Origin of the sequence: Streptomyces sp. NBC_00080 (assembly GCF_045041255.1) — a bacterium.
In the GTDB taxonomy this organism is placed as follows: Bacteria; Actinomycetota; Actinomycetes; order Streptomycetales; family Streptomycetaceae; genus Streptomyces; species Streptomyces coriariae.
Map to the genome: position 1 here is coordinate 7,486,243 of NZ_CP108235.1, position 12,272 is coordinate 7,498,514.

14 protein-coding genes are annotated in these 12,272 nt (G+C 73.2%); 4 read left to right on the forward strand and 10 right to left on the reverse strand.

Annotation, left to right across the window (positions count from 1 at the left end):
• Window positions 1-40 precede the first annotated feature (40 nt).
• From OHU34_RS33400 to OHU34_RS33410, 3 genes are all read right to left on the reverse strand, one after another.
• On the reverse strand, window positions 41-1,255 hold the full coding sequence (locus OHU34_RS33400; protein WP_142269533.1) for an acyl-CoA dehydrogenase family protein: 1,215 nt from the start codon (window positions 1,253-1,255) through the stop codon (window positions 41-43).
• A 5-nt stretch (window positions 1,256-1,260) separates the two neighbouring features.
• Window positions 1,261-2,292, reverse strand: a complete 1,032-nt coding sequence (locus tag OHU34_RS33405; protein WP_405769858.1) for a phosphotransferase family protein — start codon at window positions 2,290-2,292, stop codon at window positions 1,261-1,263.
• Window positions 2,293-2,476: 184 nt separating this feature from the next.
• Window positions 2,477-2,773: a hypothetical protein gene (locus OHU34_RS33410; RefSeq protein WP_405769861.1), complete on the reverse strand. Its 297-nt coding sequence runs from the start codon at window positions 2,771-2,773 to the stop codon at window positions 2,477-2,479.
• Window positions 2,774-2,886: 113 nt separating this feature from the next.
• Between OHU34_RS33410 and OHU34_RS33415 the strand changes: the two genes are divergently transcribed.
• On the forward strand, window positions 2,887-3,846 hold the full coding sequence (locus tag OHU34_RS33415) for an NADP-dependent oxidoreductase (RefSeq protein WP_142269530.1): 960 nt from the start codon (window positions 2,887-2,889) through the stop codon (window positions 3,844-3,846).
• Window positions 3,847-3,871: 25 nt separating this feature from the next.
• On the opposite strand, the gene OHU34_RS33420 is transcribed toward OHU34_RS33415, so the two are convergent.
• From OHU34_RS33420 to OHU34_RS33435, 4 genes are all read right to left on the reverse strand, one after another.
• Window positions 3,872-4,198, reverse strand: coding sequence for a DUF202 domain-containing protein (locus OHU34_RS33420; RefSeq protein WP_230196371.1), 327 nt, complete (start codon window positions 4,196-4,198; stop codon window positions 3,872-3,874).
• Complete coding sequence (locus OHU34_RS33425) at window positions 4,195-4,587, reverse strand: YidH family protein (protein ID WP_020128261.1); 393 nt, start codon at window positions 4,585-4,587, stop codon at window positions 4,195-4,197. Before OHU34_RS33425 ends, OHU34_RS33420 begins: the two co-directional genes overlap by 4 nt.
• A 105-nt stretch (window positions 4,588-4,692) precedes the next feature.
• On the reverse strand, window positions 4,693-5,208 hold the full coding sequence (locus OHU34_RS33430; RefSeq protein WP_142269528.1) for an NUDIX hydrolase: 516 nt from the start codon (window positions 5,206-5,208) through the stop codon (window positions 4,693-4,695).
• Window positions 5,209-5,245: 37 nt separating this feature from the next.
• On the reverse strand, window positions 5,246-6,139 hold the full coding sequence (locus tag OHU34_RS33435) for a DMT family transporter (protein ID WP_142269527.1): 894 nt from the start codon (window positions 6,137-6,139) through the stop codon (window positions 5,246-5,248).
• 413 nt (window positions 6,140-6,552) lie between these two features.
• Here OHU34_RS33435 and OHU34_RS33440 point away from each other — a divergent pair, with 413 nt between their 5' ends.
• From OHU34_RS33440 to OHU34_RS33450, 3 genes are all read left to right on the forward strand, one after another.
• Window positions 6,553-7,503: a hypothetical protein gene (locus tag OHU34_RS33440; protein WP_142269526.1), complete on the forward strand. Its 951-nt coding sequence runs from the start codon at window positions 6,553-6,555 to the stop codon at window positions 7,501-7,503.
• A 74-nt stretch (window positions 7,504-7,577) separates the two neighbouring features.
• Window positions 7,578-8,348, forward strand: a complete 771-nt coding sequence (locus OHU34_RS33445) for a molybdopterin-dependent oxidoreductase (protein WP_054239346.1) — start codon at window positions 7,578-7,580, stop codon at window positions 8,346-8,348.
• On the forward strand, window positions 8,332-8,955 hold the full coding sequence (locus OHU34_RS33450; protein ID WP_142269525.1) for a cytochrome b/b6 domain-containing protein: 624 nt from the start codon (window positions 8,332-8,334) through the stop codon (window positions 8,953-8,955). Before OHU34_RS33445 ends, OHU34_RS33450 begins: the two co-directional genes overlap by 17 nt.
• A gap of 21 nt (window positions 8,956-8,976) precedes the next feature.
• On the opposite strand, the gene OHU34_RS33455 is transcribed toward OHU34_RS33450, so the two are convergent.
• From OHU34_RS33455 to OHU34_RS33465, 3 genes are read right to left on the reverse strand one after another with little or no spacing between them, the layout of a single operon-like run.
• Entirely contained in the window at window positions 8,977-10,017 is a 1,041-nt protein-coding gene (locus OHU34_RS33455) for an L-idonate 5-dehydrogenase (protein WP_142269524.1), read from the reverse strand.
• Window positions 10,018-10,033: 16 nt separating this feature from the next.
• Window positions 10,034-10,792 (reverse strand): SDR family oxidoreductase, encoded by a 759-nt coding sequence (locus OHU34_RS33460; protein ID WP_142269523.1) that lies wholly within the window; start codon window positions 10,790-10,792, stop codon window positions 10,034-10,036.
• Window positions 10,793-10,823: 31 nt separating this feature from the next.
• Window positions 10,824-12,221 carry a gluconate:H+ symporter gene (locus OHU34_RS33465; protein WP_142269522.1) on the reverse strand — a complete coding sequence of 466 codons (1,398 nt, stop codon included), beginning with the start codon at window positions 12,219-12,221 and terminating at the stop codon, window positions 10,824-10,826.
• Between the last annotated feature and the right edge of the window lie 51 nt (window positions 12,222-12,272).

Sequence of the window (12,272 nt, forward strand, 5' to 3'; positions counted from 1 at the left end):
AAGGGGCGGTCGCCAAGGCGCCCGCCCCTTACCTGTGCGTCTACAGGTACTTCTTCAGCTCCCGTCGGGCCAGCGACCGCTGGTGGACCTCGTCCGGGCCGTCGGCGAGCATCAGGGTGCGGGCGCTCGCGTACAGCTCGGCCAGCGGGAAGTCCTGGCTCACACCGCCCGCGCCGTGCAGCTGGATCGCCCGGTCGAGGATGTCGACCACCGCGCGGGGCGTCGCGATCTTGATGGCCTGGATCTCCGTGTGGGCGCCCCGGTTGCCGACGGTGTCCATCATCCAGGCCGTCTTCAGGACCAGCAGCCGCAGTTGCTCGACGGCGACCCGCGCGTCCGCGATCCAGTTCTGCACCACGCCCTGCCGGGCCAGCGCCTTGCCGAAGGCGTCGCGGGAGACCGCCCGGCGGCACATCAGCTCGATCGCCCGCTCCGCCATGCCGATCAGCCGCATGCAGTGGTGGATGCGGCCGGGGCCGAGCCGGGCCTGGGCGATGGCGAAGCCGCCGCCTTCCTCGCCGATCAGGTTCGTCACCGGCACCCGCGCCTGGTCGAAGACCACCTCGGCGTGGCCGCCGTGGGAGTGGTCCTCGTAGCCGAACACCTTCATGGCGCGCTTGACGGTGACGCCGGGTGTGTCGCGCGGCACCAGCACCATGGACTGCTGACGGCGGATGTCGGCGCCGTCCGGGTCCGTCTTGCCCATCACGATGAAGATCTTGCAGTCCGGGTTCATCGCCCCGGAGATGTACCACTTGCGCCCGGTGACGACGTACTCGTCGCCGTCCCGCCGGATGAGCGTGGTGATGTTGGTGGCGTCGGAGGAGGCCACCTCCGGCTCGGTCATCGCGAACGCCGAGCGGATCTCCCCGGCCAGCAGCGGCTCCAGCCACTGCTTCTGCTGCCGCTCGTCACCGAACTGGGCGAGCACCTCCATGTTCCCGGTGTCCGGGGCGGCGCAGTTCAGGGCCGTCGGCGCCAACTGCGGGGAACGGCCGGTGATCTCGGCCAGCGGCGCGTACTGGAGGTTCGTCAGACCGGCGCCGTGCTCGGCGTCGGGGAGGAACAGGTTCCACAGGCCCTGGCTGCGGGCCTGCTCCTTCAGCTCCTCGACCACGGCCGGGGTGTCCCACGGCGAGGCGAGCAGCGCGCGCTGTTCCTCGGCGACGGGTTCGGCCGGGTACACGTACTCGTCCATGAAGGCGAGCAGCCTGGCGCGGAGCTCCTCGGTGCGTGCGTCGAACGCGAAGTCCATGCCGGTCAGCCTTCCTGGAGAGTGGTCAGTCCGTGCTCGATGAAGACGGGGACGAGCTCCCCGATGCGGTCGAAGCCGCGCCCGACCGTCTGGCCCAGCGTGTACCGGTAGTGGATGCCCTCCAGGATCACGGCGAGCTTGAACCAGGCGAACGCCGTGTACCAGGAGACCGCCGAGACGTCGCGCCCCGAGCGGGTCGCGTACCGCTCGACCAGCTCGGCGGGCGACGGGTGCCCGGGTGCCGAGGCGGTCGTGGAGATGGGCGAGTTCGGGAGTTCCAGCGGCACGCTGTACATCACCAGCAGGCCGAGGTCGGTCAGCGGGTCGCCGAGCGTCGACATCTCCCAGTCGAGGATCGCCCGGATCGTGTCGTCGGTCCCGATCAGGACGTTGTCGAGCCGGTAGTCGCCGTGCACGACCGCCGGGGCGGGGGAGTGCGGCAGCCCGCGGCCGAGCGCCGCGTGCAGCTCGTCGATCCCGGGCAGGTCGCGACTGCGCGAGGCGTCCAGTTGCTTGCCCCAGCGGCGCAGCTGCCGGTCGAGGAAGCCCTCGGGGCGGCCGAAGTCGGCCAGGCCCACCGCGGCGGGGTCCACCGCGTGCAGTTCCACCAGCGTGTCCGCCAGCGACAGGATCGCGTCCCGGGTGCGCCGCTCGCCGAGCGGGGCGAGCTCGTCGGCGGTGCGGTAGGGGGTGCCCTCGACGAACTCCATGACGTAGAAGGGCGCTCCGGGCGCCGCTTCGTTGTCGGGGTCCTCGCACAGCAGTACCGGGCGCGGCACCGGCACGCTCGTCGGGTGCAGGGCGCTGATCACCCGGTGCTCGCGCCGCATGTCGTGCGCGGTGGCCAGGACGTGCCCGAGCGGAGGGCGCCGCACGACCCACTTAGCGGTGCCGTCGGAGACCGCGTAGGTGAGGTTGGACCGTCCGCCCTCGATCAGCCGGCCGGTGAGGGGGCCGTCGACCAGGCCGGGACGTTCGCGCTCCAGCAGGGCGCGCAGCCGGTCGAGATCGAGTCCGGGCGGGTGGTCGGGGCTCATGCGCGGCTCCTGCGGACGGGACGGGTAATCAGCATGCGCACTATGATGCCGACCGGTCGGTATGCCGTCCAGTGGTCACGCCCAACGTGATCGGGGCCACGATAGGACGACGGCTCCCCGGGCAGTACCCGGGGAGCCGTCGTCGGGGCGGTTCCGGCCGCCCGGCCGTCGTCCTTCGGACGCGTCAGTGGTCGTCCCAGTGGCCCTCGTGCTCGGCGTGCCGGTGCCCGTCGTGCAGGTAGTCCACATGGTCGCCGTGCCGTACGCGCGCGTGCCCGCAGTCCTCGCCGTGCCGGTGCTCGTGCCCGTCGTGGGTCACGTGCCCGCCCGGCTCGCACTCGTCCCAGTGGCCGCCGTGCGCACGGTGCAGATGCCCGTCGTGGACGTAGTCGACGTGGCCGCCGTGCCGCACCTCGGTGTGCCCGCAGTCCGGGCCGTGCGTGTGGGTGTGTGCGGAGTGCTCGAGATGGAGGGTGGTCATGCTGCTCACCTTCGAAGCTGCGGGGTGATGACGTCGGACAGGCTGCCACGCGAACTCCGCATATCGGGTCATTCGGCTTGCGTGGCGTCCGGGTACCCCGGAGGGTCGGACCCATGAAGGCCATCAGCTACTCACGCTACGGCGGCCCCGAGACGCTCGTGTACGGGGACGTCCGCGAGCCCAAGATCGGCCCCGACTCGGTGCTGGTGAAGGTCCGGGCGGCGGCCGTGAACCCTGTCGACTGGAAGGCCCGCGAGGGCTACCTGGACCCGATGCTCGACGCCGTCTTCCCGGTGATCCCCGGGTGGGACGTCTCGGGGGTCGTCGTGCAGCTCGGGGTGTCCGTCGCCGAGTACGCGGTCGGCGACGAGGTGATCGGCTACGTCCGCGAGGACTTCCTCTCCCGCGGCACCTTCGCCGAATACGTCGGCGCCCCGGTGCGCACTCTCGCCCGCAAGCCGCGCAACCTCACCTGGGAGGAGGCCGCGGGCCTGCCGCTGACCGGGCTCACCGCCTACCAGGTGCTGAACCAGGCCCTCCAGGTGAAGCGCGGCGAGACCGTTCTCGTCCACGCGGCCGCGGGCGGCGTCGGTTCCATCGCCGTGCAGCTCGCCCGCCATCTGGGCGCGCGCGTGATCGGCACGGCGAGCGAGGCCAACCACGACTTCGTCCGCTCGCTGGGCGGCGAACCCGTGACCTACGGCGAGGGGCTGGCCGAGCGGGTGCGCGGGCTGGCCCCCGAGGGCGTGGACGCGGTCTTCGACACGGTCGGCGGCGACACGCTGAGGGTCTCCGCCAATCTGCTGGCCCCGGAAGGACGCCTGGCGTCGATCGCCGACGGGGATGTCGTCGGGTACGGCGGCCGGTATTTCTGGGTCCGTCCCGACGCCGGCGACCTCACCCGGTTGTCGGAACTGGCCGAACAGGGTGTGGTGTCCGTGCACGTCTCCGACACCTTCCCGCTGGAGCGTGCCGCGGACGCCTACCGGCTCAACGAACAGGGCCGCACCCGGGGCAAGATCGTGGTGACGGTGGACTGGGCGGACGAGGCCGCCGAGAACGCGGAGCGGTGAGGCCGGCGGGACCCCGCACGAGTCGCTAGACCACCACCAGCGCCGCGGCGCACACCGCCGTCGCCACCGCGCACAGCACCGCCGCCGTGGCGTGCCGCGGGCTGAGGGCCGCCGGGACCGCGGCGGCGGACAGGGCGTGGATCCGGCGGTGCGCGAGCAGCAGGAAGGCCAGCCACAGGCCGCAGCACAGCGCGCAGGCGACGATCCCGGACGCCGACACCCCGCCGTGCAGCGCCGCCTTCACGGCGAGCACGGCGGCCACCGTGCTCGCCAGCGTCGTACGCCGCCAGGCGAGCCGGGTCCGCTCGGGCTGCAGGCCGGGGTCACGCACCGGCCGGGCCACCTCGCTCACCCCTCCCACCCCACCAGCACCACGACGGCCATCGCCAGGGCCACCACGGCGACCAGCACGCCCAGCAGCGCCGGGAAGCGGGACGCCGGCAGGTCCTCCCCCCGGCGCATCGCCCGCTCGCAGCGCATCCAGTGGTTGACCGCGCGCAGGGAGCACAACACGCCCGCGGCCAGCAGCGCGAGCGCCAGCCCGACCCGCCAGCCCCAGCGCAGATCCGGCAGGAACTGATCCACCGCGAAGCCCCCGCCGATCAGCGCGAGCGCGGTCCGCAGCCAGGCGAGGAACGTGCGCTCGTTGGCCAGCGAGAACCGGTAGTCGGGGGTGCGGCCCTCCTCCCGGACCTGCTCGGGAGCGAACCACAACCGGACGTTCCGTACGAACTCGATCACCCGCAGGACCCTACCCGCCGACCGCCGACCGCCGACCGCCGACCGCCGACCGCCGACCGCCGACCGCCCCGCTCCTGCCGCCCGCCGCAGCGGTTCCCGCCCCGCTCAGCCGGTTGTCCGGTGCGCCTTCAGCCGCTCGTACGCCGCCAGCCCGTCCGGCACCCACTCCCATACGGACAGCCGCCGTTCGACCTCCTCCTCGGGGAGGAACTCGTGCCAGGCCACCTCCTCCGCCTGGGGGCGCACCGGCAGCTCGCAGCGGACCTCGTAGACGGCCGACCACCAGCTCCCGGCGGCGCCGGCGTCGTACAGGAACTTGAAGAGGAACTCCGGGCGGGGCAGGCCGCTCACGCCCAGCTCCTCCTCGGCCTCACGCAGCGCGGCGTCGTCGTACGACTCGCCCGCGCCGACCACCCCGCCGACGAACATGTCGTACAGCGAGGGGAAGACCAGCTTGGTCGGGGTGCGGCGGTGGACGAAGATCCGGCCCTCGGCGTCCCTGGCCCGGACGAAGACGCACCGGTGTCGCAGGCCCTCGGCGTACGCCTGCCCGCGGGGGAACTGTCCGATCACCCGGTCGTTCTCGTCGACGATGTCGAGGATCTCGTCAGCAGCGCTCATGGGCCCATCCAAGCAGGCCCGCCGCCGGTGCCGGCGGCTACTGGGGCTGGAGGTCCGGGACCCGTTCGCGCGGCGCCGTGCCGCGCGGCATCGCCGGGTGCAGCCCGAGGAGCACGATGCCCGCCACGATCGCCGCGAGCCCCGCCGCCTCCCAGGCCAGCGCGCCGGTGTCGGTGCGCAACTGGTCGCCGAGGAAGCCGACCCCGCAGATGATCCCCGCGAGGGGCTGCGCGGCGGTCAGCGCGGGCAGCGACATCCGCAGGGGTGCCGTCTCGAACGCGCTCTGGACCAGCACGAGGCCGGTCACGCCGAGCGCGAGCACCGCGTACGGCTGCCAGCCGGTCATCAGCTCGCCGAGGCCGCCGGCGGAGAAGCGCTGTCCGCTGACCCGGGTCAGCGCGTCCTGGACGCCGTACAGCAGGCCGGCCGCGAGGGCCAGCAGCACCGGGCCGGAGCTGAGCCGGGAGCGTTTGGCGTAGGTGGTGAGCAGCAGCGCCAGCCCGACCATCACCCCGATGATCAGCCAGTGCCGCAGCGGATCCGTGACCGCCGTGCCGCCGCGCGGCTCGCCCGCCACGATGAAGGTGGTCACCCCGCCGGCGAGCAGGAGCAGGCCCGCCCAGCCCTGGCGGCCGAGCGGCTGTTTCGTCTGGTGCCGGGAGAGCGCGAGGGCGAACAGCAGATTGGTCGCGAGCAGCGGCTCCACCAGGGAGATCTCGCCCTGTCCGAGCGCGATCGCACCCAGCGCCATGCCCGCCACCATCAGACCGATGCCGCCCAGCCAGCGCGGCACCTTGATCAAGTCGAGCAGCAGCCGCGGGGAGAGGAAGTCGCCGAGCGGCGCCCGCTGGGCCGCGTTCTGCTGGAGGACGAACCCGAAGCCCAGGCAGCAGGCGGCGCTCACGGCGAGAACCAGAACCAGAACCGACACGCTGCCTACCTCGATCATCCGGTCGGACCACGGACGGGATGCGTAGTGGCCGACTGTAGCGTTCCAGCGCCCTCGGCGCCCCGAGTACCCGGAACCGGGCGGTTGACCCGGCCGCGGCACCCGGGAACGGGGTCGGGGGTGCGGGGCGGCCCTACCGCCATGGTGTGGGCTCCGGCCGGGCCGCGCCATGGCGTACGCCACACCGGCCGCCGGGACACCCGGCGGCGGGGGGTCCCACCAGCGGCGCTCCACCACCGGATTCCCGCCACCGGGGGAGCGGCCGGCGCCTGTGGCACCTGTTCGTCCCTCCCCGACCCTTGACGGTGAGTGTTCCCTAGGGATTGGCTGTGCGTGATCGGCCGATCGCGGGCCGATGTCGGATCCGCCGCCGAGGAGGATGAGGAAGTCCCGCGGTGCCCTTACCCCCGCCCCCTCCCGGCCGCGATCACGAGCGCGTTCGCCGGATCCCCGACCCGGCCCTGGACGACACCGAGCTCGGCCTCGCCCGCGCCGCGCTGGCCCAGGGCCGCCGACAGCCCGTCCGCTCCCTGCTGGCCCGTACCGGCGCCGACTGGGACCGCCGCGCCCACCGCACGGCGGTCCTCGCCCTGGAGCCCTACGCGGCCGCCTGGGCCCACGAATGGCTGCTCGCCGAACCCGGCAGCGCCGACGCCGCCGTGCTGCTCGCCCTGGCCCAGGTCCGCCGGACCCTGCGCGGCAAGGAGGACGCGGCGGTCGCCCGAGCCGCCTGCCGGTCCGCCGCCGCGCTCGCGCCCGCCGACCCCACCCCCTGGCTCGGCCTGCTCCAGCTGGAACGGGACGGCGGGGCGGCGGCCGTGCGGATCTTCGAGGAGATCCGGTCCCGGCACCGCGACCACCATCACGCGCACCACCTCATGGTCGCCAGGCTCGCCGAGCGCCGGGCGGACGGCGGCCCGGACCCGCTGCACGAGGTCCACGACTTCGCCGCCTGGGCCGCCGAACAGGCGCCCGCCGACTCCCCGCTGGCGATCCTCCCGGTCGTCGCGCACGCCGAGCGCTACCGCGTCCTGGCCGCCCACGGTTTCGCGCCCGCCGACCCCGCCGCCTCCGGGCACTGGCGGGACGGCCGGGCCCGGGGCGTGACGAAGGCCGCCTTCGACTGGTGGCTGGAGTGGGAGCACGACGACCACCCCCGCCACCTGATCGACCTGAACTTCCTCGCCCACGCCAAGGTCCTGGAGGGCCGGAGCGCCGAGGCCGCCGCCCTCTTCCACCGCATCGGCCGGCACGCCACCTCGGAGCCCTGGTCCTACCCCGACCGCGACCCCCACCGGGCCTTCCACACGGCCCGTGCCGCCGCGCTCGGTCTGAGAGCCGGGTGAGAAGTGATGACGGAAGTCTGACGGCCGCCCGGGATCCCTGGCCCCGGCAGGCCCCCGAGTGCTCGAATGGAAGGGTGAACCCCGAACCATCCGAGCCGGCCGAACCATCCGAGGCAGCCGGCCCGGACGCAGCGCCCGCGGAACGCGGCACACCCGTCGGCCGGCGGGTCTTCCTCGGCACGCTCGCCCTCGGCGCCCTGGGGGTCGTCGCGGCGCCCCCGCTCCAGCGCGGTATGGAGGCCTTCCTCGGCAGCGCCGCCGACAAGGACCCCACCGGCCTCACCGGTCTGCTCCCCAACGGCGGCGGCTTCCGCTACTACTCGGTGACCTCCTCGGTCCCGCACAGGAACGCCACGAACTACCGCCTCACCGTGGACGGCCTGGTCGACCGGCCCGCCACCTACACGCTGGCCGACCTCAGGGCCCTGCCCCAGACCCGGATGGTCAAGGACGTCCAGTGCGTCACGGGCTGGCGGGTGCCGGGCACGCCCTTCGAGGGCGTCCGGCTGTCCGCCCTGCTCGACGCGGCCGGAGTCCGCGCCGAGGCCGGCGCGATCCGCTTCACCTGCTTCGACGGTGCCTACACCGAGAGCCTCACCCTCGCCCAGGCCCGCCGCGCCGACGTCCTCGTCGCGCTGCGCATGCAGGACAAGGACCTCGGCCACGACCACGGCGGCCCCGTCCGCCTCTACGTGGCGCCCATGTACTTCTACAAGTCCGCCAAGTGGCTCTCCGGCATCACCGTCACCGAGAAGGTGAAGCCCGGCTACTGGGAGGAGCGCGGCTACGACGTCGACGCCTGGGTCGGCCGCTCGAACGGACGGGACGATGAGCCTACGAGCTGAGGCGCCGCCGGCGACCACGCGGATCCCCCGCTTCACCCGCGCCGAACGATGGGTGCACCGCGCCACGGCCCTGCTGATGGGCGTGTGCGTGGTGACGGCGGCCTTCCTGTACATCCCCGAGTTCGCCCAGCTCGTGGGCCGGCGCGAGCTGGTGGTCCGGGTCCACGAATGGGCCGGCCTGGCCCTGCCCGTCCCGGTCCTCGCGGGCCTCGCCTCCCGCGCGTTCCGCTCCGACCTGCGCCACCTCAACCGCTTCGGCCCGCACGACCGTCGCTGGCTCGGGGCCGCCCTGCGCCGGGACAAGCGCCGGCAGTCGCGTCCGGCGGCCAAGTTCAACGCCGGACAGAAGATCTACGCGGCCTGGATCGCCGGGGCGACCCTCGTGATGGTCGGCACCGGCCTGCTCATGTGGTTCACCCACCTCACCCCGATCATGTGGCGCACCAGCGCGACCTTCGTCCACGACTGGCTCGCCCTGACGATCGGCGTCGTCCTGGCCGGCCACATCGGCATGGCCCTGGGCGACCCGGAGGCCCGTCGCGGGATGCGCACGGGTTCGGTGAGCCGTGAATGGGCCCGCCGGGAACACCGCCTGTGGCGCCCCTAGCCGACCCCTCGACCGCTCTCCTCACCCGGCCTCTCGACTCCCGAAGTCCAGCAGCACCTTGCACGAGCGGTCCCGGTCCGCGGCGAGCGCGAACGCCGACTCCGCGTCCCGCACCGGGACCACCGCGCTGATCAGCGCGTCGAAGGCGGGCTCGGCCGCGAGCAGGCGCAGCGCCGCGTCGAACTCCGTGTCGAAGCGGAACGCCCCGCGCAGCTCGATCTCCCGGCTGACCACCAGGTTCCCGGCGAACGGGCTCTGCCCCGGCGGCAGCATGCCCAGCTGCACGACGACCCCGCCACGGCGCACCAGCCGCAGGCAGCTGTCGAGACCGGCGGCCACCCCGGACGCCTCGACGGCCACGTCCACCTCCGACGGCCACCCGGGATCCGCCGGATCGTCGGCCCGTACGACGGTGTCGGCGCCCACGGCGCGGGCATGGCCGAGGGCGGTGGGCAGCAGGTCGGTCACGGTCACCCGGGCCGCGCCGGCCGCCTTCGCCGCCGCGACCACCAGAGCGCCGATCGGTCCGGCACCGGTGACCAGGACGTGCCGCCCGGACACCGCCCCGGCCCGCCGCACCGCGTGCAACGCCACCGACAGCGGCTCGGCGAGCGCGGCCCGACGCGGCCGAAGCCCTTCCGGGAGCGACCGCACCTGCCCGACGGGGACGACGATCTCGCCCGCGAACCCGCCCTGCACGTGCGGCGTCCGGGCCGCGCTGCCGAGGTAGCGGGTGTCCCGGCAGACATGGCGCCGCCCGTCCGCGCACTCCGGACACACCCCGCAGGGGGTGGCCGGGTGCACGGCGACCGGCGTACCGGCAGGGGGACCCGAAGGGGCCGGGGAGCCGTACGCGACGACCGTCCCCACCACCTCGTGTCCCAGCACCATCGGCTCCTTCAGGCGGAAGTCACCGACCCCGCCGTGTCGCCAGTAGTGCAGGTCGGAGCCGCAGACCCCGCCGTAGCGGACGGCGACGAGCACCTCGCCCGGTCCGGGCACCGGCGACGCCAGCTCCTCGACGCGCAGGTCGCCCCGACCGTGGATCACACAACCGAGCATCCCTCGTCACGCCCCTTCAGAGCACACTCGTCATACCGCCGTCGACGTACAGCACCTGTCCGCTGACGAAGTCCGCCGCGGGCGAGGCGAGGAACAGCACCCCGCCCACCAGGTCCTCGGTGCGGCCCCACCGCCCGGCCGGGGTACGGCGCCGCACCCACGCGCTGAACTCCTCGTCCCGGACCAGGGGCCCGGTCAGCTCGGTCTCGATGTAGCCCGGACCGAGCCCGTTGACCTGGACGCCGTACGGCCCCCAGTCCGCGCACATGCCCTTGGTGAGCATCTTCAGCGCGCCCTTGGTGGCCGCGTAGGGCGCGATGCCCGGGCGGACCACCTCGCTCTGGAGCGAGCAGATGTTGATGATCTTTCCGTGGCCGCGTTCCGTCATCCCGCGGGCGGCCGCCCGGCCCACCAGGAACGCGCTGGTGAGGTTGGTGTCCAGCAGCCGGTGCCAGTCGGATTCGGCGAACTCCAGGAGCGGAGCGCGCAGTTGCACACCCGCGTTGTTGACCAGGATGTCGAGCGGACCGACCCGGTCCTCGATCCCGGCGATCCCGGCGCCCACCGAGGAGCCGTCGGTGACGTCGAACACGCTCGTGTGCACCTCGCCCGGCAGCCCGGCGGCCGCCCGCTGGAGACGGTCCGCGTCCCGCCCGTTGAGTACCACCGTGCAGCCGGCCTCCGCGAGGCCCCGGGCCAGGGCCAGCCCGATGCCCCGGCTGGAGCCGGTGACCAGGGCGGTCCGGCCGCTGATGTCGAACAGGGGATGACTCATGCCCGTACTCCTTCTCCTTCCCGCCGTACCGCTATATGACCAGCGAGAGGAGCAGGACCAGGCCGCCGGCGACCACGGAGATGATGGTCTCCATGACCGACCAGGTCTTGATGTTCTGGCCGACGGTGAGTCCGAAGTACTCCTTCACCAGCCAGAACCCCGCGTCGTTGACATGGCTGAAGAACAGCGAGCCGGCGCCGATGGCCAGGACCAGCAGGGCGGTGTGCGTGGTCGACATGTCGGCCGCGAGCGGTGCGACCAGGCCGGCCGCCGAGATCGTCGCCACGGTCGCCGAACCCGTCGCCAGCCGGATGGTGACCGCGATCAGCCAGGCCAGCAGCAGCGCCGGGATCGACCAGTCCTTGGAGATGTCCAGGACCATCCGACCCACGCCGCAGTCGATCAGCGTCTGCTTGAAGCCGCCGCCCGCGCCGACGATCAGCAGGATGCCCGCGATGGGCGCGAGGCCCTTCTCGACCAGCCCCGAGATCCGGTCCTTGGCGAACCCGGCGGGCCGGAGCAGGGTGAAGATGCCGACGAGTACGGCGGTGAGCAGCGCGATCAGCGGGGATCCGACGACGTCGAAGACGCGCTGCACGGTGTGCTCGGGGTCGTCCACCACGATGTCGACCAGCGCCTTGGACAGCATGAGGACGACGGGCAGCAGGATCGTCGCGAGCGTGGCGCCGAAGCCGGGTCGCTTCTCCAGGTCCTCGGAGGGCCGCTGGGGGATCATGCGGTCGGGAGCGGGGACGTCGACCCAGCGGGCGGCGACCCGCGAGAACAGCGGACCCGCGACGACGACCGTCGGGACGGCGATGAGCACGCCGAGCGCCAGGGTGACGCCCAGGTTGGCGCCGACCGCGTCGATCGCGACCAGCGGACCGGGGTGCGGCGGGACGAGACCGTGCATCACCGACAGGCCGGCCAGCGCCGGGATGCCGATCCGCATGAGCGAGTAGTTGCCCCGCTTGGCGACCATCAGCACGACGGGGATCAGCAGCACCACGCCGACCTCGAAGAACAGCGGCAGACCGATCACGGAGGCGATCAGCACCATCGCCCACGGCATCGAGCGGCCGCCCGCCTTGGCGAGGATCGTGTCCACGATCTGGTCGGCGCCGCCGGAGTCCGCGAGCATCTTGCCGAGGATCGCGCCCAGCGCGATCAGCACGCCCACCCCGGCGACGGTGGCGCCGAGCCCGGTGGTGAACGAGGCGATGGCCTTGTCCAGCGGCGCCCCGGCGAACGCGCCCAGCGCGAGCGAGCCGATGGTCAGCGCCAGGAAGGCGTGGAGCTTGAACTTGGTGATGAGCAGGACGATCACGGCGATGCCCGCCAGAACGGCGATGCCCAGCTGCGCGTGGCCGGCCGAGGTGATCGGCTCGACGGTGTCCGCTGCCAGCATCTCGACACTGAGTCTGGTCACGGGTGATTCCCTTGCAGGTGACGGGGACGGGGGAGGGAAGTACGGGGTGGT

What these genes read in the sequence shown, in the direction of transcription:
- OHU34_RS33460 (WP_142269523.1), bottom strand. Translation starts at nt 10,792, where the DNA reads ATGAGTCATCCCCTGTTCGACATCAGCGGCCGGACCGCCCTGGTCACC.
- OHU34_RS33450 (WP_142269525.1), top strand. Translation starts at nt 8,332, where the DNA reads ATGAGCCTACGAGCTGAGGCGCCGCCGGCGACCACGCGGATCCCCCGC.
- OHU34_RS33455 (WP_142269524.1), bottom strand. Translation starts at nt 10,017, where the DNA reads ATGCTCGGTTGTGTGATCCACGGTCGGGGCGACCTGCGCGTCGAGGAG.
- OHU34_RS33405 (WP_405769858.1), bottom strand. Translation starts at nt 2,292, where the DNA reads ATGAGCCCCGACCACCCGCCCGGACTCGATCTCGACCGGCTGCGCGCC.
- OHU34_RS33415 (WP_142269530.1), top strand. Translation starts at nt 2,887, where the DNA reads ATGAAGGCCATCAGCTACTCACGCTACGGCGGCCCCGAGACGCTCGTG.
- OHU34_RS33400 (WP_142269533.1), bottom strand. Translation starts at nt 1,255, where the DNA reads ATGGACTTCGCGTTCGACGCACGCACCGAGGAGCTCCGCGCCAGGCTG.
- OHU34_RS33430 (WP_142269528.1), bottom strand. Translation starts at nt 5,208, where the DNA reads ATGAGCGCTGCTGACGAGATCCTCGACATCGTCGACGAGAACGACCGG.
- OHU34_RS33410 (WP_405769861.1), bottom strand. Translation starts at nt 2,773, where the DNA reads ATGACCACCCTCCATCTCGAGCACTCCGCACACACCCACACGCACGGC.